The organism is Pontibacter silvestris, from assembly GCF_020907275.1.
GTDB classification, from domain to species: Bacteria; Bacteroidota; Bacteroidia; order Cytophagales; family Hymenobacteraceae; genus Pontibacter; species Pontibacter silvestris.
In genome coordinates, this window is sequence record NZ_JAJJWI010000018.1 from 74,781 (window position 1) to 97,043 (window position 22,263).

Consider the following 22,263-nt stretch of genomic DNA (forward strand, 5'->3'; position numbering starts at 1 on the left):
AGTATTATCGCTTCGTGAGCATAGGCTTATAAGACAAAAGGCACCGCAGTATTACCTGCGGTGCCTTTTTAATATTTGTTTATTTGGAGTCTATTCAATATTCAACTGCATATCCGGCGTATTCATTTCGAAGCCAACTCTTCTGTTTTGAGCTCTGGCCTCTTCAGTTCTACGACGTGACAGACGCTGGTTAACTTGTACCAAAGGTTGAGTTTCACCGTAGCCTCTTGTTACCAATCTATCAGGATTCTGAACACCTCTCTCGATCAGGTAATCTTTCACAGCCTGCGCTCTGCTTTCAGAAAGTGCCTGGTTGTACTCTTCACTACCGATGTAGTCAGCGTGGCCTTTGATAAGCAGCACATGTTCAGGATATTTCTCAAGAGCAGTTACAATGCTATCTAATAGTTGCTTATAGCTATCTTGAACACGAGCTTGGTCAAATTCGAAACGTACCTTCTCTTCCATTAATCGAAGCGTCTCAGCATCTAAATCAGGGCAACCACGGTTAGCAGCTGTACCAGGTGTGTTAGGGCAAAGATCTTCATTATCAGATACACCGTCACCGTCTTTATCCATTGGACAACCATTTGCATCTACCTGCACACCAGTTGGAGTGTCTGGGCATTGGTCCTGAGGATCGGCAACACCATCACCGTCTGAATCTGGGCAACCTTGCATTGCAGCAGTACCTGCTTGGTCAGGGCACTGATCATCTTTGTCAGCTACACCATCGCTATCTCTGTCAGGGCAACCTTGCGTTGCAGCAGTACCTGTCTCAGTAGGGCATTGGTCCTGATAATCTGGCACACCGTCGCCATCAGTATCAATCGGGCATCCTCTTTTGTCTACTTGTACACCTGTTGGTGTATCAGGGCAATCATCTCTTCTATCTGGCACACCGTCACCATCAGTGTCTGTTGCACTACCTAAGTTAAAGCCTAGGCCTACGTTGTGCATAAAGAAACGATCATTTTTACCAGTAAACTGGCCATCAAATTTATCCTGGCCAGTGATCATGTAGTTTGTTTCTATGAAAGCACTTACGGCATCAGAAAAACGGAAACGAATACCGGCACCACCTTTTGCAGCGGCTGTAATGAATTTATCATCTTCCAGCATAGTGCCACCAGCTACCGCTTCAGTGTTAGTCCATGCACCACCACCCGCAATTTGCAGGTATGGCCCTATAAAGGCATCTTCCTTCAAAACATTACCATAAAGTTTCAGACGAAGAGCCAGCATAGCGGTACCTATGTGAGCATCAAAGTTATCTGTGTTCGAAAGGTATGATTCAGCACCACCATAGGTCAGATGCAAACCAGCATCAAAGGAAGGGCTTATATAGCGGTTCAGGTTAAGACCACCACCCCACTCAAGCCTGTTGCTTTCGAAGAATTGATTCTCTAATTCGCCATTATATTGTAAGGCACTTCCATATATCTGGAGGTTTGTCCTCTGGTCAGAGCTTTGTGCAAGTAAGGCTGTACTTGCTGAAAGCAGGAATATAAGCACAAAAGCTATTGTACTAAGTTTTGTTAGTTGTGTTCGCATAATTCTTAAAAATATATTCTGATATGACAATACGTGCATGTTTTCAATCAAGTTTTTGAGTTATCAAAAAATTATTTGGACATAAGTAGTAAAATGAGGGCAGCTCCGCCCATATGAAGGGTTCATGTACAGTTTGTTCATAGGCAAAATGTTTTACGTTAAATATTATCAACTCTTATAAATTACTGATGTTCAACAGGAACAATAAGTATTATATTTAACAGTACAACTTTTAGGTTTAATGGATCAGGCTATAGTAAATGAAACTGATACTAGAGCACAAAGTTTTATACAACATGAAAAAAAATTGAAATAACCTTAAATCTAAGGCGAGAATAGAAAAAAGTTCAGTCTACAGCCAATAATTGGCTTTCCTTATATAAAGGCCTAAGCTTCTAATTTTTATTTTTCATAAGCCTTTCTATATCGTCTGCCTCCAACGGAATGTCTTTCATAAGATCGACTGCTCCATTTTTGGTTATTAGAATATCATTTTCTAACCTGATACCAATATTCTCTTCTCTAATATAGATGCCAGGTTCACAGGTAAACACCATTCCCTCTTCAAACGGACGATATTTATTACCAACATCGTGCACATCTAAACCTAAAAAATGAGAAGTGCCATGCATAAAGTATTTTTTATAAAGAGGCTTCTCCGGGTCCTGATTACGTACATCGTTCTGGTCTAGCAAACCAAGCCTGATTAACTCGTTTTCCATGACAGTGCCTACAAAAGAGTGGTATTGGTTTAGAGTGTTGCCAGGCACCAGCATGCGGGTAGCTACTTTCATTACGCGCAGCACTGCCTCATATACCTCCCGCTGGCGCTTTGTAAACTTTCCGTTTACAGGCACCGTCCGGGTCAGGTCAGCGGCATAATTAGCGTATTCTGCTCCGAAATCCATCAGTACCAAGTCTCCGTCTTCACACGGTTGGTTATTATCTATGTAGTGTAAGATGCAGGCATTGCCGCCTGAAGCAACAATAGAGCTATAAGCAGGCCCCCGGGAGCGGTTGCGGATAAACTCATGGTATATCTCTGCTTCAATCTCATACTCCATTACTCCTGGTTTGATAAAGCTCAGCAACCTACGGAAACCAAGCTCTGTAATCTGACAAGCCTTCTTAATGAGTTCAATCTCCATTTCAGACTTTATCGCCCTCAAATTATGCATAATTGGAGCGCTTCGCTCATATTTATGTAACGGATAACGCTCTTTACACCATTTCACAAAGCGGGCATCACGGGTCTCAACCTCCACCACAGCTCTTAGGTGCTCATTCGTATTCAGGTAAACATGCTCCGCTTCACTCATTAGTACATTCAGTACCTGTTCAAACTCATGTGTCCAGTACACGGCATCAACACCTGATACTTCCTTTGCTTGTTGCTTTGTTAACTTATAGCCTTCCCATGTCAGGATAAGGTTGTTGGTTTCCCGCACAAATAATATTTCTTTCAGCTTCTGATCTTTAGAGTCAGGGAACAGTATCAATATGCTCTCCTCCTGGTCAATACCTGACAAATAAAACAAGTCGCTATTCTGCCAAAATGCCATCGTGCCATCTGCATTGGTAGGCATCACATCATTAGAGTGAAAAATAGCTATAGAACAAGGCTTTAACTGCTTTACAAAATTGTGTCGGTTATGAATAAACAACTCCCGGTTAATAGGCAGGTATCTCATGGTCTTTCTGTCGGCTATTAATTTTATATCAAAAACAGATATATAAATGTTCTTTTGTAAAGTTAAAGATAGGATTATATATTTTACTTCGTACATATTAGGCCTTCAAACTTTCTCCGGCACCTGCCTTAGATAAGGAGGAAACAATTTGTAAACTTGCAGCTTTATTCTTCTAAGTAAATCATGCATATAGGATTCGACGCAAAGCGGGCTTTCACAAACAATTCGGGATTAGGCAATTACAGTCGCTTTGTAATTTCTTCGCTCCTGCACGATTTTCCTCAAAATAACTACCAGCTTTACACCCCCAGGATAAACGAGAACTTCCAGAACTTTTATTCAGTGACTCCTTCTGCCCACGTTGTTAAGCCACAGGGCCTATGGGAAAAATTATCCGCTGCATGGCGTGTGTTGGGGTTAACTTCATCTATAAAAGAACACCAGCTTGATCTATTTCATGGGTTAAGCAACGAACTACCCTTAAACATCAGAAGGAGTAAGGCTAAAGCTATTGTAACGATACATGATTTGATTTTTCTCCACCACCCGGAGCTGTACAAGCCTATTGACCGAGCTATTTATAACTATAAGTTTAGGCGTGCATGTGAGCAGGCTCACCGGATTATAGCTATAAGCCAGCAAACAAAGCAGGACATAATTAACTTCTTCCATACTGATCCCGCTAAAATTGAAGTTATATACCAGGACTGTGACCCGATCTTTCATCAAGCCTGTGATAGCCAAATTAAAAAAAACGTTCAGGAGAAGTATGGCCTACCAGAGAAGTACCTGCTGTGTGTCGGAACCTTAGAGCCACGCAAAAACCAGCTCAACCTGCTAAAAGCCTGGCATAGCTCAGGGGCAGCTATAGAATTAGTGTTTGTGGGCAGGCGAACTGCCTATTACGATCAGTTAAATGATTATGTAAAGAAGCATAAGCTAGAAGCTACAGTGCATTTTATGCCTTATATTCCTTTTCAGGAGTTACCTGCCATTTATCAGATGGCCACGACCTTTGCTTACCCCTCCATTTTTGAGGGATTTGGCATTCCTATTATAGAAGCCCTTAATAGTGGTGTACCTGTAATAACTTCAACAGACTCTTGTTTTAGTGAGGCAGGCGGTAAAGCAGCTTTATACATAGCCCCAGACAATGTACATGCTTTAGCCCAGGCAATTTATGAGGCAAGCACGAACCAGCCTTTGCGTAGCCAGATGATAAAAGATGGCTATGAACATGCCTTACTTTTCAGGCCAGAGGTTACCATAGCCCAACTATACCAGCTATACAAGCAGGTGCTCCAAGAATAGACATAGCAGCTTTTTAACTGTTTTTTCAGTAACTTTGCAGGCTAATTTAAAATTGAATGCCTGATTATCATATCCATACATTACCAAACGGCATACGTGTCGTTCATAAACAAGTAAGCCATACTAAAATTGCCCACAGTGGCTTTATTTTAGACTTAGGTAGCCGCGATGAATTACCCAACCAGCTTGGCCTGGCACATTTCTGGGAGCACATGGCTTTTAAGGGCACTACCAAGCGTAAATCGTTCCACATATTAAATAGGCTTGAGTCAGTTGGTGGCGAACTTAATGCCTACACTACTAAAGAAAAGCTCTGCTTCTACAGTTCTGTACTGGACAAGCACTTCGAAAAGTCTTTTGAACTACTGACTGATATTACTTTTCACTCTATTTTCCCGGCAAAAGAAATTGAGAAAGAACGGGGTGTAATTCTGGAAGAAATGTCGATGTACTTAGATGCACCAGAAGAAGCTATTGTAGACGAATTTGATGCTGTCGTGTACGAAGGGCATCCGCTGGGCAATAACATACTTGGTACCAAAGAAAGTGTGTCCGGTTTTGTGAAGCAGGATTTCCTGGACTTTATCGACCGCAACATGAGTACCGACGCTTTAGTGTTTTGCTCTGTAAGCAACCTTCCTTTTGAGAAAGTTGTAAAGCTAGCCGAAAAATACATGGGAGACATTCCTGCTATTCAAAAGCACCGGGCCCGTGTCCCATTCAAAAACTACGTTCCTAAAACCTTAACTATAGAAAAGGCTATTTCGCAGGCACACTGTGTACTCGGTTGCCCCGCATACGCCCTTAGTGATGATCGCCGCATCCCGTTCTTTATGCTGGTTAACCTGTTAGGTGGGCCGGGCATGAACTCCCGGCTAAACCTGGCCGTGCGTGAGAAACATGGCTTAGTTTATACAATAGATGCCAATTATGCCACTTATATAGATACAGGACTGCTGTCTATTTATTTTGGCACAGAAAAGAAGCAGTTAAAGCGAACAACTTCTTTAGTACTGAAAGAGCTGAAGAAACTTCGGGAGAAGCCACTTGGCACATTGCAATTACACACAGCGAAAGAACAACTGATGGGCCAGTTGGCAATGGCCGAGGAAAGCAACATAGGCCTGATGACGATGATGGGAAAAAGTATCCTGGATCAGGATAAAATAGACTCCCTCAACGAAATTTTCGACCAGATCAGGAGCATTACAGCAGGAGATTTAGTAGACATAGCAAACGATGCGCTACGCGAAGATCAGCTAAGCTTTCTGAATTATGTACCAGCATAGTATTAGCGATAGAATCAGAAATTATGAATTAGAAATGAGGAGAAAATAAACCATTATACTTCCCCTTATCCTAGTTGTCCAAATTTATAAAAATGGAGTTTATAGACGAAGAGTTACTGCACTACGCTGAAGACCATACTTCACCTGAAAGCGAGTTGCTACAAAAGATAAACCGCCAGACACACCTGAACGTGATGAAACCACGCATGCTTTCGGGGCATCTGCAAGGGCGCTTGCTGTCCATGTTCTCACACATGATCAGGCCGAAGCAGATTTTGGAAATAGGCACCTACACCGGCTATTCGGCTATATGCTTAGCGGAGGGGCTACAGCCGGATGGCACCTTACATACTATTGATGTAAATGAGGAGTTGGAGGAAACAGTACGGAGCTATTTTAAAGAAGCAGGGCTGACGGAACGCATCAGGTTTTACATTGGTAATGCCATAGATGTTATCCCGACCATAAATGCCACTTTTGACCTGGTGTTTATAGATGCAGACAAACGAAGCAACGCCAAATATTACGACCTAATTGTTGACAGTGTAAACCCTGGAGGTTATATTATTGCAGACAATGTACTGTGGAGCGGCAAAGTTTTAGCCAAGCACCGCACCAAGTCCGACGAACGCACTATGGAAATTCTGGACTTCAATAAAAAAGTACAGGACGATGAACGTGTGGAAAATATTCTGCTGCCTGTACGCGATGGGCTTTTGGTAGCCAGAAAGCTGTAGACAAGCTACATACATAATAAACCTACACAAGCGTCTGCTTTAATAACAAGTTTTGGCAGACGCTTGTATTTTAAGCAGTTCTATAAGTTACATCCATCCTCCCTCCTTCACTGCGAGACAGAAGATTGTATCCCTGAAAAAATTTTAGAAAAAGAAGTTCGTTCAACCTTTAGAAAGCAAGGCAAAATGATTTACTTTGCCATTGATATATTAGTCTCTGAACGTATTAGCTTAGAGTAAATTACCTACTCTTCTTTAAACTTAAAGTAGAGCAAAAATTATATATAGCCAAAGTATTATTCCAATTGTATGATGAGAAAGCAGCTACCTCTCCTCCTGCTACTTCTGCTGCCGCTTTTAACACTGGCCCAAAGCGTTGTAGTACCAAACAGTATTAATTTTGCTGATATTCAAGTTAAAATATCGAATAAAGGCCAACAGGAAATTCAAAAGAAAGTAGATGCACTACACCGGCACCCTGTATATTTTCAGGCAAAGGTTAATTTGGCAGATATGTACTTCCCTCTTATTGAGCGAACGCTTAAAGAAGAGGGAGTTCCGGATGACTTCAAATACCTGGCTCTTCAGGAGAGCGGGCTGGTTTCTGATGCAGTTTCCAGCTCTAATGCTGTTGGCTTCTGGCAGTTTAAGAAAGAAGCTGCCTCTGATTTCAACCTCCGGATTGACAATCAGGTTGATGAGCGACGCCATATTATAGAGGCCAGTCGTGGCGCAGCCAAATACCTCAAAAGAAGCAACAATTATTATAATAACTGGTTAAATACCCTTCTCTCTTATAATCTTGGCCTTACCGGAGCTAAATCTTATAGCAAAGCTTCTGACAACGGTAGCCGCAGAATGGAAGTAACGGATAAAACACATCCATATGTGCTTACTTTCCTGGCCCACAAAATAGCTTATGAGGAGTTTATTGGTAAATCCCAAAATCCACCAGTGTCACTCCGTGAGATGCGAGCAAAACCAGGACAGAGCTTATCTGAAATTGCCCGTGCTACCAAGGCCGACCCGGCAGAGGTTGAAAGATATAACAAATGGCTCCTAGGAAACAAAATACCTTCAGACAAGGATTATTATGTCATGATCCCTCTCATCAATGGTGATGATCGTGGACTTTTAGCTGCAAACACTACTGCTACAGATAATACAACTGCTGCATCTCCCAATATATTCAGAGGGTTTGGAAGAAGTACAAAGCATATAACGGCAGCCGTAGTTAAACGAAACGGTTTAAATACCATTATAGCCGACAAAGGTGATACACATGATAAACTGGCTGAAAAAGCTGGATTAACAACTAAGAAGTTCTTGCGATTCAATGACATGTACAGCTTCGATAAAGTGGAAGAGGGAACTGCCTATTATATCGAGCGCAAGAAAGCAAGAGCAGATAAAGATTACCATGTGGTACAAGCAGGAGAAACAATGCAACAGATATCTCAGCACTATGGCGTACAGCTACGGTATTTGCTTTACAAAAACCGCATGAAGCGTAATGAGGCTCCGGCACCAGGTCGTGTACTGTGGTTACAGAAACGCAGGCCAAAGAACGAACCAATAGAGGTGGTACGCGAACAGAAAGGACAACTAACTGCCTCAACAACAACCACTACTCAGAGCAGTGTACCTAAAGAAAACCCTTTTGCAAAATTATCCGACAGCCTTAAAAAAGATACCAGCAAGCAAGACACCTCTACGAGTGTAGCTACTACACAAACCCAAGAGGATAAGCCAAAAGAAAACATCTTTAAAAGGTTTATTAACAGCTTTAAGCGTTTCAAAAAAGAAACAGAAGAAGATGAGTACATCGCTGGCAATCAAGAAGAAGTTCAAGACAAAGAAGCTATGTCTGTTTCAGAAACAACCTCAGCAGAACAAGTTTCAACTCAGGCTCCTGCTGCAAAAGAAAGCACAGTGAATCCTGTTCTTTACCCTGGCAAAAAAGCTGAGGCAACAACTGAGTCTATCAAGACAACAGAACCAGTAAAAGAGGAATCTTTTGAAGTGGCAGTTGAAACAGATGAAGCTTTTGAAACAGAAGAACAAGCCTCTTCTGAAAACGCAACAGAAACTACTGTTACAGCTCAACCTTTTACATCAGCAGCAAATGCGAAATCAGCTAAACACGTAGTTAAACAAGGGGAAACGCTTTACAGCATTTCCAGGATGTATGCTGTTTCGTTAAACGATATCACCAAATGGAATAATTTAGGTGACACACCAATCAAAATTGGGCAGGAGCTGATTATTGCTGAGCCACTAATTACACCATCAGAAACAGGGAAAAGTGAAGTTAAAGAACCTGTGACTACTGCTCCAACAAAGGCTACAACCAGTTTACATACAGTAGTAACAGGCGAAACGCTTTACCAGGTTTCCAAGCAATACAACATATCTTTAGATGATCTTAGGCAATGGAACAACCTGCCAGATAATAGCATCAAAGTTGGACAGGAACTACGTGTAGCAGCCCCTGCTGAGAACATAGCCACACCTGCTCAGGAAGCAGAAGCCCCAGTAAGTAGTACCTCTGCAAATGTTAACCAGTCTTCTTACCATACAGTAGCAGCTGGCGAAAGCATGTATCAGATCTCCAGGAACTATGGTGTTACGATCAAAGACATTATGGAGTGGAATAACAAAAGCGATTTTTCTGTAAGCATTGGAGAAAAGCTACTGATAAAAAAGAAGTAACTTAAGAGGAATTAATCCAATAAAAAGAATACATAACCCCAAAAGCAGTAAAAGCAGCAGAGCCTGTCCCTGATAAAGGACAGGCTCTGCTGCTTTTAATTTATTTTTCCTCTGGCGGCGTAGTAAGCGTAGAGGCAGATTGCAGCCCTGTAGCTATTTCAGGCAAAATGCCCAACCGTTCGTAAATCGGGTTCACCATTTCGCGCAGGCGACCCAGATTAAAGGCAAAAGGTATAATACTTAGTCCACAAAGCAATCCGCAGGCAGCCAAGGTGTAGTTTACGCCGATGAATTCTGCCACCGAACCCGCCAGCATACTTCCGAAAGGAGCCATTCCCATAAAAGCCATACTATAGAGGCTCATCACGCGGCCACGTTTATCGTCCTCCACTATGGTTTGTAACAGCGTGTTACAGGAAGCCATTGTAACAATCATCCCGAAACCGCTAAAAAGCATACACACCAGCGACATCACCAGCACTTCCGAGAAGGAGAAAGCAACCAGTCCAGCCCCGAACAGCAGCATCGTAAAAACCATCACCTTTCCCAAACCCACTACTGTTTTACGTTGCGCCAAAAACATAGCACCCGTTAATGCACCAATACCCGATGCGCCCATCAAATAACCCAATGTATTAGCACCACCATGCAGAATGTCGCGCGCGAAAACAGGCATTAGCACACTAAACGGCATCCCAAACAGGCTCAGGCAAGCCACTATACTGATTAATGCCCGAATAGGCGCAAAACCAAACGCATAGCCAAAACCCTCTTTTAACGACTGCCACACTTTACGCTCCTGCACCACTTTCTCGAAAGGCTTCAGGCGCATGAGCAGCAGCGAAGCGATTACAGCCAGGTAACTCACCGCATTAATCAGGAAACACATGCCCTCTCCTACTGCTGCTATCAGAATACCCGCCACAGAAGGCCCTACCAACCTTGCCATGTTAAACATCGAAGAGTTCAGAGCAATCGCATTACTCACATCCTCCCGCTTATCCACCATCTGTATTACAAAAGCCTGCCTGGTGGCTACATCATAGGCATTTATTATTCCGAGAAAGGCACTTAGCGCCAGCACATGCCATATCTCAATAGTATCCGTCAGGACAAGCACCGTTAGTACGGAGGCCTGTAGCATAGAGAGTGCCTGTGTAGCGATTAATATTTTGTGCTTGTTAAACCGATCGGCTACCACTCCTGCAAACGGGCCTAGCAAAAACGATGGTACCTGGCTGCAAAAGGTAACAGCACCCAGCAGAAAAACCGAGTCGGTGAGGCGGTACACCAGCCAGCTAAGCGCAATCTGCTGCATCCAGGTACCGATCAGCGAAATTCCCTGCCCGAAAAAAAATAATTTATAGTTACGATACCGCAGTGCCCTAAACATGCCACCAAGCCTGCTCGTCGATTCTTCTTCCTTCGTCATTTATCATTCAAGTTAATCGATTCTATCTTACGTTCTTTCCACAGCAAGTTGTTTAGCAACTGGTAAAGAAGCGAGACTTTCTGGCATCAAGAGAAGTTTGACATTATACACCAATGCGAGCCCACAGCTTAATGCTGGAAGATATTGGCCATGGCTGTGTGTTCTCACCAACAACTATACAGCCATTAAATTCAGTTTATGTTGTGCTGCTTGTTAGCGTGAATAACGAGTATGGAAGCAGGAGCTGTTTTGCAGAGTATAAAATCTTTAGCATCACATTTATTTCCCTTTTCCTTCAAATAAAGCTTGCTTCTCTCATACCTATAGTTTACCTTGGTTGAAACTTTAGGGGTGTCCTGCTTTAAACGATTTGCAGGACTGAGAAATACCCTCTGAACCTGATACAGTTAGCACTGACGAAGGGAAAAGTATATGAAAAGAACTCCATTCTTCCTACTTCTTCTTGCTGCCGCTCGGCGCGTCTTCGCCCATGCTTTCTGCATCTCTTCCCGAGCGAATCATGAAAATCTTTTTGAATAACCAGCTAAAGGAGCTCTCCGAGCCTCTTTCTGTTTCTGCTTTGCTACAGCAGTTGCAGTTGCCGCACACCCGTGGTGTTGCCATTGCCATCAACAACGAAGTTATTTCCCGTGCTGACTGGGAACACCATCGGCTACAGGAAAACGACCGGCTCACCCTCATTCGCGCCACACAAGGCGGCTAAAAGATTTTCTGGTTACCTCTCATCGCAACACTAAGATTAAGCAATATGAAGCAAGACAAAATACCTGGCGCAAGCGCCGTTACCTGCACGCCTTTCACTGGGTCACGCAAAGTTTACGTACCAGGCCAGCTACACAACATTAAAGTAGCCATGCGCGAAATCATGCAGGAAGACACCGTAACCCAGTTTTTAGGCGTTGAAAGCCGCGAAGAAAACGCGCCCGTAACGGTGTACGACACCAGCGGCCCTTACACTGATCCGAACGTTAAGATTGATGTAAAAAAAGGGCTACAGCGCCTGCGGGAAGAGTGGATTCTGAACCGCCAGGATGTAGAAGAACTGTCAGGTATTACATCGGAATACGGAAAAGAAAGGCTGCACAACGCTGCACTGGATGAACTGCGCTTTGAGCACCTCCGCAAACCGCTCCGCGCCAAAGAAGGGCAGAACGTAACGCAACTGCATTACGCGCGCAAAGGCGTTATTACCCCAGAGATGGAGTACATTGCCATCCGTGAGAATCAGCGTATTCAGGAAATACAGGAGCTGGGGCATCAGCACGAAGGGCACAGCTTTGGGGCAAACACACCGAAAGGCTTTATCACGCCAGAGTTTGTAAGAGACGAGGTGGCCGCAGGACGTGCGGTTATTCCAAGCAACATCAACCACCCTGAAAGCGAGCCAATGATTATAGGGCGCAATTTCCTGGTGAAGATAAACGCCAACATTGGTAACTCGGCTGTTACCTCCAGCATTGAGGAAGAAGTAGAAAAGGCTGTTTGGGCCTGCCGCTGGGGTGCTGATACGATTATGGACCTATCCACAGGCAAAAACATACACGAAACCCGCGAGTGGATTATCCGCAACTCTCCTGTTCCGATTGGCACGGTTCCGATTTACCAAGCCTTAGAAAAAGTAAACGGCAAAGCCGAAGACCTGACCTGGGAGATTTTCAGAGACACCCTGATTGAGCAGGCAGAGCAGGGCGTGGATTACTTTACGATACATGCAGGTGTGCTGCTGCGCTACATCCCGCTAACGGCAAAGCGTGTAACGGGCATTGTATCGCGCGGTGGTTCTATTATGGCAAAATGGTGCCTGGCGCATCACAAAGAGAGCTTTCTGTACACGCACTTCGAGGAAATCTGCGAAATAATGAAAGCTTATGATGTGGCTTTCTCTTTAGGTGATGGCTTGAGACCAGGCTCTATTGCCGATGCCAACGATGCCGCACAGTTTGCAGAGTTGGAGACTTTAGGAGAGCTTACCAAAATTGCTTGGAAACACGATGTGCAGGTGATTATTGAGGGGCCAGGCCACATCCCGATGCACCTGATTAAGGAGAATATGGATAAGCAGTTGGAAGTGTGTGGCGAGGCCCCATTTTATACTTTGGGCCCGCTTACCACCGACATTGCACCTGGCTACGACCACATTACGTCAGCGATCGGTGCTGCCATGATCGGCTGGTTTGGCACGGCCATGCTTTGCTATGTAACGCCGAAAGAGCACCTCGGCCTGCCGAACAAAAAAGATGTGAAAGACGGGGTGATTACCTATAAGCTGGCTGCACATGCCGCCGACTTAGCTAAAGGTCATCCTGGGGCACAATACCGCGACAATGCTTTGAGCAAAGCCCGTTTCGAATTCCGTTGGCAAGACCAGTTCAACCTGTCGCTTGATCCAGACACGGCACGTGAATACCACGATGAAACTTTGCCTGCTGAGGGCGCTAAAGTAGCTCATTTCTGCTCGATGTGCGGCCCGCACTTCTGCTCAATGAAAATTACGCAGGAAGTGCGCGATTATGCTCAGAAAACAGGTATGGCTGAAGAAGAAGCACTTAATAAAGGTATGGAAGAACGTTCTGATGCTTTTAAAGCGCAGGGCTCCGCGATATACTTATAAGCTTTTACGAATACATTTGCCATTCCAGGCTATGATAAACAGGCTGCCGCCGCTCTTCAGTTTTGGTGGAGAGCGGCAGGTAGCTTAATTCTGAAAGTATAGTGACCTGATTAACCTGAAGAGAATATATTAACTAAAAGTCGCGTGTCCTGATACTTGTGTCTTTTTTAAATTAAACCCCCAGACAATGATTTCAAAACTGCACTTTATTACGCAAGCTGTAAACGGAAACAGCCATGCAGAAGCCGCCAAAGCAGCCTGTGCCGTTGGTGCTGACTGGGTACAGCTACGAGTAAAGCATCAGCCTGAAGCGCTTTGGAAAGAAGAAGCCTTACAAACTAAAGCCATTTGCCAAAAGTATGGTAGCACCTTTATTATAAACGATAACGTGGCTCTGGCTGCCGAAGTAGATGCTGATGGTGTACACCTGGGAAAAACAGACATGTCGCCAGCCGAAGCACGCATGCTATTAGGCAGCGGCAAGATTATAGGCGGCACCGCCAACACGTTTGAGGATGTGCAGCGGCTGGTGGCGCAAGGAGTGGATTATGTCGGTCTTGGCCCTTTTCGTTTTACTTCTACTAAGGATAACTTAAGTCCTATACTTGGTTTAGAGGGTTATCAAAACATCTTGCAGCAGTGCCACAGTGCAAATATTTCCATACCTGTTATTGCCATAGGAGGTATTGCGACCGCTGATGTCGCTCCTCTGTTGGCCGCAGGTGTTTATGGTATTGCTATTTCATCAGCAATCAACCTGGCCACAGATAAAGTGCAGATGGTAAAGCTTTTTCAGAAAGAATTACATGCAGAGGCAATTGATTTCAGCAACTAGCACAGTTATCTGCTTGCTTAAAATCAAGCTTCTAAAGTAATTTATAGCATATGACATGGCTTGGGTAAATATGGATAGGACCCGTTCCCTCTCATTCTTAATTTCTAATTTTTATTTTGGCGCAGCACAATACTTATGAACATACTCAAAATAGCAGATAAAACTTTTACCTCCCGCCTGTTCACTGGCACAGGAAAGTTTGGTTCCAGTAGCCAGATGGAAGAAGCCTTACTTGCATCAGGTTCAGAACTGGTTACTGTAGCACTGAAGCGGGTGGATGTACAGAACCAGGAAGATGATATCTTACAACACCTGGCACATCCGCAGTTTAACCTGCTGCCTAACACATCGGGTGTACGTAATGCCAAAGAAGCTGTTTTTGCCGCACAACTGGCCCGTGAGGCACTGGAGACGAACTGGCTCAAACTGGAAATCCACCCAGACCCAAAGTACCTGCTCCCCGACCCCATAGAAACTTTGAGAGCTGCAGAAGAACTGGTAAAACTTGGCTTTGTGGTGCTACCTTACATTCATGCAGACCCTGTTTTGTGCAAGAGATTGGAAGAAGTAGGAACAGCTGCCGTTATGCCGCTTGGCTCGCCTATCGGCAGTAACAGTGGCTTGCAAACCCGTGAGTTTCTAAAAATCATTATCCAGCAAAGTAACGTGCCTGTGGTGGTAGATGCAGGTATAGGTGCGCCCTCGCATGCAGCAGAAGCCATGGAATTAGGAGCCGATGCCGTGCTTGTAAATACAGCCATAGCCGTGTCGCCAAACCCTGTACAAATGGCAAAAGCCTTTAAAATGGCAATAGAAGCAGGACGCATGGCCTACGAAGCAAAGCTTGCTCCCGTTGGTTCAGTTGCCGTAGCCAGCAGCCCGCTTACGGCTTTTCTGGATGAATTTTAAAAGAGACAAATGACTCAGGACACAAGATGCACGACTTTCCTTTATCTAAAACTGGATGTTAAGCAACGCTATTTAGCCAGAGTTGCTGCAGGAAAACCTTGATTTTAGGGTTGGTTGCTATGCATAAAGAGTAGCAGACACTGGAAAAAACGTCATTTCTAATTCATAACTTTTAATTTGACGCAACTCATAACTCTAAACTTTTAACTCTTAACTATAAAGAAGTGGGTTTTAACGATATTTTTGAGCAGCATAATTGGGATAAGGTGAAGCAAAGCATCTATGCTAAAACTGGTGCAGACGTGGAGCGGGCGCTGGCTAAGCCTACGCGTGATTTGGAAGACTTCAAAGCATTGATCTCGCCTGCCGCTATGCCTTACTTGGAGCAGATGGCAACGTTGAGCCAGCAGTTGACGCAGAAACGTTTCGGCAAAACACTGCAGATGTACATTCCGCTATACCTGTCGAATGAGTGCCAGAATATCTGTACTTATTGCGGCTTTAGCTTAGATAACCCGATGCGCCGCATCACGCTCAATGATGAACAGATTCTGAATGAAATAGCTGTCATTAAAAGCTATGGCTACGATCATGTGTTGCTGGTAACAGGTGAGGCTAATAAAACCGTGGGGGTAGATTATTTCAAAAACGCCTTGCAGCTCATCCGAAAGCACTTCTCCCATATTTCGATGGAGGTACAGCCGCTGGATCAGGAAGACTATGAAGAACTAATGCCGTTGGGTTTGAATACTGTGCTGGTCTACCAGGAAACGTATCACCAGGAGGACTATAAAAAGCATCATCCGAAAGGAAAGAAATCAAACTTCCAGTACCGCATTGAAACGCCTGACCGATTGGGAAAAGCAGGTATACATAAGATTGGTCTAGGCGTATTAATTGGCTTGGAGGACTGGCGCACCGACAGCTTCTTCACAGCCCTGCACCTGAACTACCTCGAGAAGAAGTACTGGAAAACGAAATATTCTATTTCTTTCCCTCGGCTGCGCCCTTTTTCAGGTGGTTTGCCTCCGAAAGTAGAAATGAACGATCGGGAACTGGTGCAGTTAATCTGTGCCTATCGCATCTTTAATGAGGAAGTGGAGTTGTCGCTTTCTACCCGTGAAAGCCATACTTTTCGCAACAATGCCATCAAACTCGGTATTACCTCTATTAGCGCTGGCTCCAAAACAGACCCAGGCGGTTACGCCTCGCAAGAGCACGCGCTGGAGCAGTTCGAAATCAGCGACGAACGCACCCCTGCCGAAATCCTCAGCATGATCCGCAGCCAAGGCTACGAAGCCATCTGGAAAGATTGGGACGCTTCTTTGAGTTAGAGAGTTGATCTGAGTTAGAGAGTTAAAATTTAGAGCGCTGAACATGTGCAAGGCTCTACTTTTGCCTCAGTCTTATCTTATCATTACCTTTAACGTTCAGTTTATGCGTATACTAATCTCAAACTTTTAAATCTTTAACTCAAATAGACTCTCTAAATCTCTAACTCTTCAACCCTTTAACTCCCAAACGCTTTGTTATCCTCTGCAGAACTTAACCGATACAACCGACACATTATACTTCCTGAAATTGGTTTGGCAGGACAGGAAAAGCTGAAGCAGGCACGCGTGCTGGTGATTGGTGCGGGCGGATTGGGTTGCCCTGTGCTGCAGTATTTAACGGCGGCTGGTGTCGGCACGATTGGTATAGCTGATTTTGACGTGGTTTCGGAAAGCAACCTGCACCGCCAAATTCTTTTTTCAGCTGCGGATGTAGGAAAATCTAAAGCGGAGGTGGCCGCACAAAAGCTGGCAGTGCAGAATCCGTTTGTAAAGTTTGAGCTGCATACGGAGGGCATTACGGTGCAAAATGCGCTAGAACTGGTGCAAGATTATGACATTGTGGTAGACGGTTCTGACAATTTCCCGACGCGCTACCTGGTAAACGACGCCTGTGCCATGCAGCAAAAGCCGCTGGTGTTTGGTGCTATCTTTAAATTTGAAGGACAGGCAAGCGTTTTTCACTATAAAAACGGTCCCTCCTACCGCTGCCTTTTTCCAGAACCGCCTTCACGGAACGAAGTACCTAATTGCTCAGAGGTAGGTGTAATGGGTGTACTGCCAGGGCTGATCGGAACGATACAGGCTACGGAAGTTATCAAAATTATTTGTGAGGCAGGCGAGGTATTGTCAGGAAAGCTGTTATTGCTCAACTCACTGACTATGGAAACCTCGTCCATTAAGTTTAAGCGTACTGCACAGGCAGAAGTCACAGCGCTTCAACCTGACTACGAAGCCTTTTGCGCCCCTGCTACTGCAGGATCTGCCGCTGACGAGATAGAGGAGATTTCTGCCGATGAACTGAAAGACCTTCTGGATGAGGAAGCTGATTTTCAACTGCTGGATGTGCGGGAGCCTTATGAGTATGAGCAGTATAATATAGAAGGGACGCTGCTGCCTCTTTCCACATTGGAGCAGCAACTCGATAAAGTAGAGCCGAGTAAAACCGTGGTGGTCCACTGCAAAACAGGAAGCCGCAGCCGCCAAGCCATTCAGCTACTGCAACAGCACTTTCCTCAGACTACCTTCTATAATCTTACAGGCGGCATAGACCAGTATCCGTATTAATCTCGCAGCATGTGCAACTCCGACGAACGTTTGGTGGCATTAGGCTTCACTATCATTAACTAACCTCTGTAACTCCAGAAAGGTCTTTACTGGCTCTTCTGCCTGCCATACCGCACCGAGCACAGCTGCTCCTGCAAAACCCATCTTTTGCACAGCTTCCAGACTGCTCAAGTTAACTCCACCTAAAGCCACTAGAGGTACTTTTGCTTGCCGCACAGTTCTTTGCAAATCTTCTGGTGCAAAAGCTGCCTGGTAACCTTCTTTCGAGATACTGTCGAAAATCGGGCTCAGAAAAACGTAGTCGAACAATGGCTGAGGCTTCAGCACATTTTGCAGTTGGTGAAAAGAAGTAGAGAAAAGCAGCCTATCTTTTGGTGTTGTAGCCGCACTAGCACGTATCGCCTCTGGAAAATGCAGGCCTTTTACCTCGAACTCCTGTGCCAACTCATGGTGACTATGCAGCATCAGGCGGGAGTGGTATTGAGCTGGAGTTTCAGCTATAAACTTACGCATCTCCTCTAAAGAAAAACCTGGCTTCCGCAGATGCAGTGTCTCCAAACCATGCTCAAACAGCTGGCTTATGAGCTGTTGCTCCATAGGAAGTGGAACAGGCGAGGCAACAACAATCAGTTTCATGTACGGCAGGTATTTACTTAAAAAGGTTGGGTAGCCAAGGTGTCGAAATAAACCAGCATCTTATCGGGCTTTAAAAGAACTGCTTACTTAAAGCAGGTGTTCTAAAGGTAGTAAGACAAGATATAAAACCTTTCGATATCCGCGTGTTTTTCCGTAATTTTAACATCCCAAAATGACTTATAAGTATAGATTTCCTCTAATACAGAAGTCATTGCTTATTCATAATTTTTTAATTTCTAATACTTAGAAACTTGCCAGTTTTTTCGCATTTACATACACATACGCAGTACTCGCTGCTCGACGGCCAGGCTAGCATTAGTGCTCTCATGAAAAAGGCGCAGGCCGATGGTATGCCCGCTGTTGCCATGACCGACCACGGAAATATGTTTGCCGCCTTCAACTTTGTGGCCGAGGCGAACAAGTATAACGTGAAGCCGATTGTAGGCTGCGAGTTTTACCTGGTGAAAGACCGCCACCTGAAAACCTTTAGCAAAGAGCAGAAAGACGTGCGCCACCACCAGTTGCTGCTGGCCAAAGACCAGGAAGGCTATCAAAACCTGGCTAAGCTTTGCTCGCTATCCTACATCGAAGGCGTATATAGCAAATGGCCGCGCATCGACAAAGAACTGCTGCAGAAGTATAGCAAAGGCCTGATTGCCACCAGTTGCTGTATCGGGGCGGAACTGCCGCAGACTATACTTTGGAAAGGCGAAGAAGAGGCCGAGGAAAACCTGAAATGGTGGCTCGACCTGTTCGGTGAAGATTACTACATAGAACTACAGCGCCACGGCCTGCAGAACATCGACGGCACAGGCAAAAGCCAGGAAGATGTGAACCAGGTGCTGCTGAAGTTTGCGCAGAAGTATAACATCAAAGTTATCTGCACAAACGATTCGCATTATGTGGACCAGGACGACTGGAACGCGCACGACATCCTGCTTTGCGTAAACACGGGTGAAGATCAGTCTACTCCAGTCGGTGATTTCCAGACAAAATATTACCGCTTTCTGTCGGATGACCAGAAGGTGATTTATGATACGGTGGAGAATGTGCGTGGCAAGTATAGTAACCATGCTAGCGTGCGTCAGATGTTGAACCGCATTGATGAGGCTGGCCCTAAAACCCGCTTCGGCTTCCCGAACGACCAGTTCTACTTTAAGACGCAGGCCGAGATGAACGAGTTGTTCAAGGACGTGCCTGAGTCGGTAGATAATACGAATGAGATTGTAGATAAGATAACGCCTCCGAAACTGAAGCGCGATATCTTGCTACCTAACTTCCCGATACCGCCTGAGCACGCCAATGCCGATGCTTTCCTGCGCCACCTGACCTTTGTCGGTGCCAAGAAGCGCTATACAGATATTACGCCTGAAATAGAAGAACGCCTTGATTACGAACTGCGCATCATTGAAACAATGGGCTTTGCAGGCTACTTCCTGATTGTGCAGGACTTTATCAATAAAGGCCGCGATATAGGGGTGGCCGTGGGGCCTGGTCGTGGTTCTGCTGCGGGTTCTGCTGTGGCCTATTGCATCGGTATCACAAACATCGACCCGATAAAGTATAACCTGCTTTTCGAGCGATTCCTGAACCCAGAGCGTGTATCGATGCCCGATATTGATATTGACTTCGACGACGTAAACCGCCAGCGCGTAATTGATTACGTGGTGGAGAAGTACGGTAAAACGCAGGTAGCGCAGATTATCACCTTTGGTACAATGGCGGCTAAATCGTCGATAAAAGACGTGGCCCGCTCTACTTCATTGCCATTGGCTGAAGCCAACGAACTGGCAAAAATGGTTCCTGATACGCCTGGTACTACACTCGCCAAAGCTTTTATAGAGAATTTAGAGTTGGCCGCAATACGTGAAGGCAACGATGCGCGTGCAGCCGTGCTGAAGCTGGCCGAGAAATTGGAAGGCTCTGTACGAAACACAGGTATACATGCGGCGGGTGTGATCATCGCCCCAGACGATATAACGAACTACATTCCTGTTTCCACTTCCAAAGACGCTGACCTGCTTGTAACGCAGTTCGACGGTAAGGTGATCGAAAGTGCGGGCATGCTGAAGATGGACTTTCTGGGCTTAAAAACCCTGACCATTATTAAAGATGCTATCGAACTCATCAAGAAAAACCACGGCATTAAGATTGATATTGATGCGATTCCGATAGACGACAAAAAGACGTATCAGCTCTACCAGCGTGGCGACACCATTGGTACGTTCCAGTTCGAGTCGGAAGGTATGCGCATGTACCTAAAAGATCTTCAGCCAACCAACATTGAAGACTTGATCGCCATGAATGCCTTGTACCGCCCAGGCCCGATGCAGTTCATCCCAAACTTCATTAACCGTAAGCATGGCAGGGAGGAAGTGGAATACCCGCACGAGCTGCTCAAGCCGATACTGGAATACTCTTATGGTATTATGGTGTACCAGGAGCAGATCATGCAGACGGCCCAGATTCTGGCTGGTTACTCTTTGGGTGGTGCCGACTTGTTGCGCCGCGCCATGGGTAAGAAGGACATGAAAAAGATGGCCGAGGAACGTGAGAAGTTCATTGCGGGTGCCGCCGAAAAGCACAACATTCCTGCAAAAAAAGCCTCTGAGGTGTTCGATGTGATGGAGAAGTTTGCGCAGTACGGCTTCAATCGTTCTCACTCTGCTGCTTACTCTGTCGTGGCTTACCAGACGGGTTATCTGAAGGCCCACTACCCTGCCGAGTATATGGCTGCCGTGCTTACCAACAACATGAACGACATCAAAAAGGTAACGTTCTTTATTGAAGAGGCGCGGAAGCAGGGTGTAGAGGTATTAGGTCCAGACGTAAATGAATCCTTGCTGAAGTTCAATGTGAACGAAAAAGGCCAGATCCGTTTTGGTTTGGCTGCAATAAAAGGAACAGGTGAATCGGCAGTGGATGCTATTATTTCAGAGCGCGAGCAGAACGGCCTTTACAAAGATATCTTTGATTTCTCGAAGCGTGTGAACCTGCGTGCCGTAAACAAAAAGACTTTTGAAAGCATGGCATTGGCCGGAGCCTTCGACTCGTGGGAACTGTACCACCGTGCGCAGCTTATAGAAGTTCCAGAGGGCGAAAACATCAGCTTACTGGAGAAAGCAGTACGCTACGGCAACAATTATCAGGCAGAGTTACAGGCAGCGCAGCAGTCGCTTTTTGGTGGTGGAGCCGCTGTGGCAGCACCCATGCCTAAAATACCAGAAGTACAGCCCTGGACACAAGCCGAAATGCTGCGCCGCGAAAAAGAGGTGGTTGGTTTCTATATGTCGGGCCACCCGCTCGACCAGTTTAAGCTAGAAATAGACTCTTACTGTACTTGCCCGCTGGATAAGATTGCCGAGTATAAAAACCGTGATGTAAACGTGGCGGGTATGGTTTCGGAAGTAGTCATTCGCACGGCCAAAAACGGTAACCCGTTCGCGCTGTTTTCTATTGAAGACTACGACTCTACCTTACAAATGGCCCTCTTTGGAGAAGACTTTATAAAGTTCTCTCCTTGGTTAAAAGAAGGCATGTATCTCTATATTAGAGGTAAGGTACAGCTACGTTACCGTACAGAAGACCAATGGGAACTGAAGCCAACTAATATCCAGCTACTTGGTGATATTACGGATAAAATGGCACAAGGCGTTCAACTTAACATTAATATGCAGCTCTTTAATCAGAACTTAGCCGATGCATTAGAGAATGCTATTGTGGCTAGCCCTGGCCAGAAGCGCCTGGAAATAACACTACAGGTTCCGGAAGAAAAGCTTTCTATTCCAATGTATTCACGCAAATACAGAATTGAACCCAAACAGTTTCTGACTCAGATTAAAGATCTGGCTTTTGGAGAATGTAAGTTAATATAACCTAAAGGTTAGCTATAATTTATACTCTTGAA

Annotated in this window: 14 protein-coding genes, 1 pseudogene and 1 riboswitch; of the genes and pseudogenes, 11 read left to right on the plus strand and 4 right to left on the minus strand. The window is 45.1% G+C overall.

The window, feature by feature from the left end; translation table 11 throughout:
* Window positions 1-90: 90 nt before the first annotated feature.
* Together LN995_RS22065 and LN995_RS16030 are read right to left on the minus strand one after the other, a co-directional pair.
* Window positions 91-1,554, minus strand: a complete 1,464-nt coding sequence (locus tag LN995_RS22065) for an OmpA family protein (protein ID WP_317206963.1) — start codon at window positions 1,552-1,554, stop codon at window positions 91-93.
* A 395-nt stretch (window positions 1,555-1,949) separates the two neighbouring features.
* The gene (locus LN995_RS16030; RefSeq protein WP_229962095.1) at window positions 1,950-3,245 is read right to left on the minus strand and encodes an aminopeptidase P N-terminal domain-containing protein; all 1,296 of its coding nucleotides are present in this window, start codon (window positions 3,243-3,245) and stop codon (window positions 1,950-1,952) included.
* 183 nt (window positions 3,246-3,428) lie between these two features.
* Between LN995_RS16030 and LN995_RS16035 the strand changes: the two genes are divergently transcribed.
* From LN995_RS16035 to LN995_RS16050, 4 genes are all read left to right on the plus strand, one after another.
* Window positions 3,429-4,556 carry a glycosyltransferase family 4 protein gene (locus LN995_RS16035; protein WP_229962096.1) on the plus strand — a complete coding sequence of 376 codons (1,128 nt, stop codon included), beginning with the start codon at window positions 3,429-3,431 and terminating at the stop codon, window positions 4,554-4,556.
* A 56-nt stretch (window positions 4,557-4,612) separates the two neighbouring features.
* On the plus strand, window positions 4,613-5,845 hold the full coding sequence (locus LN995_RS16040; protein WP_229962097.1) for a M16 family metallopeptidase: 1,233 nt from the start codon (window positions 4,613-4,615) through the stop codon (window positions 5,843-5,845).
* A gap of 92 nt (window positions 5,846-5,937) precedes the next feature.
* The gene (locus LN995_RS16045) at window positions 5,938-6,582 is read left to right on the plus strand and encodes an O-methyltransferase (protein WP_229962098.1); all 645 of its coding nucleotides are present in this window, start codon (window positions 5,938-5,940) and stop codon (window positions 6,580-6,582) included.
* A 309-nt stretch (window positions 6,583-6,891) separates the two neighbouring features.
* Window positions 6,892-9,294 carry a LysM peptidoglycan-binding domain-containing protein gene (locus LN995_RS16050; RefSeq protein ID WP_229962099.1) on the plus strand — a complete coding sequence of 801 codons (2,403 nt, stop codon included), beginning with the start codon at window positions 6,892-6,894 and terminating at the stop codon, window positions 9,292-9,294.
* 100 nt (window positions 9,295-9,394) lie between these two features.
* Here LN995_RS16050 and LN995_RS16055 read toward each other — a convergent pair whose 3' ends face one another.
* Complete coding sequence (locus LN995_RS16055; RefSeq protein WP_229962100.1) at window positions 9,395-10,726, minus strand: MFS transporter; 1,332 nt, start codon at window positions 10,724-10,726, stop codon at window positions 9,395-9,397.
* Between the two features lie 337 nt (window positions 10,727-11,063).
* Window positions 11,064-11,168, plus strand: a riboswitch (TPP riboswitch).
* 78 nt (window positions 11,169-11,246) lie between these two features.
* Here LN995_RS16055 and thiS point away from each other — a divergent pair.
* The 6 genes and pseudogenes from thiS to moeB all read left to right on the plus strand — a co-directional run bounded on the left by thiS (window position 11,247) and on the right by moeB (window position 17,720).
* On the plus strand, window positions 11,247-11,450 hold the full coding sequence (gene thiS, locus LN995_RS16060) for a sulfur carrier protein ThiS (RefSeq protein ID WP_229962101.1): 204 nt from the start codon (window positions 11,247-11,249) through the stop codon (window positions 11,448-11,450).
* A 45-nt stretch (window positions 11,451-11,495) separates the two neighbouring features.
* Complete coding sequence (gene thiC, locus LN995_RS16065) at window positions 11,496-13,358, plus strand: phosphomethylpyrimidine synthase ThiC (RefSeq protein WP_229962102.1); 1,863 nt, start codon at window positions 11,496-11,498, stop codon at window positions 13,356-13,358.
* A 187-nt stretch (window positions 13,359-13,545) separates the two neighbouring features.
* A pseudogene (locus LN995_RS16070) lies at window positions 13,546-14,100 on the plus strand (thiamine phosphate synthase); the annotation flags it as partial.
* A gap of 234 nt (window positions 14,101-14,334) precedes the next feature.
* Window positions 14,335-15,102, plus strand: a complete 768-nt coding sequence (locus LN995_RS16075) for a thiazole synthase (RefSeq protein WP_229962122.1) — start codon at window positions 14,335-14,337, stop codon at window positions 15,100-15,102.
* A 224-nt stretch (window positions 15,103-15,326) separates the two neighbouring features.
* Window positions 15,327-16,436, plus strand: coding sequence for a 2-iminoacetate synthase ThiH (gene thiH / locus LN995_RS16080; protein ID WP_229962104.1), 1,110 nt, complete (start codon window positions 15,327-15,329; stop codon window positions 16,434-16,436).
* Window positions 16,437-16,628: 192 nt separating this feature from the next.
* Window positions 16,629-17,720 (plus strand): molybdopterin-synthase adenylyltransferase MoeB, encoded by a 1,092-nt coding sequence (gene moeB, locus LN995_RS16085; RefSeq protein ID WP_229962105.1) that lies wholly within the window; start codon window positions 16,629-16,631, stop codon window positions 17,718-17,720.
* 39 nt (window positions 17,721-17,759) lie between these two features.
* On the opposite strand, the gene LN995_RS16090 is transcribed toward moeB, so the two are convergent.
* Window positions 17,760-18,356: a thiamine phosphate synthase gene (locus LN995_RS16090; protein ID WP_229962106.1), complete on the minus strand. Its 597-nt coding sequence runs from the start codon at window positions 18,354-18,356 to the stop codon at window positions 17,760-17,762.
* Window positions 18,357-18,607: 251 nt separating this feature from the next.
* Here LN995_RS16090 and dnaE point away from each other — a divergent pair, with 251 nt between their 5' ends.
* Complete coding sequence (dnaE, locus tag LN995_RS16095; protein ID WP_229962107.1) at window positions 18,608-22,231, plus strand: DNA polymerase III subunit alpha; 3,624 nt, start codon at window positions 18,608-18,610, stop codon at window positions 22,229-22,231.
* The last annotated feature ends 32 nt before the right edge of the window (window positions 22,232-22,263 follow it).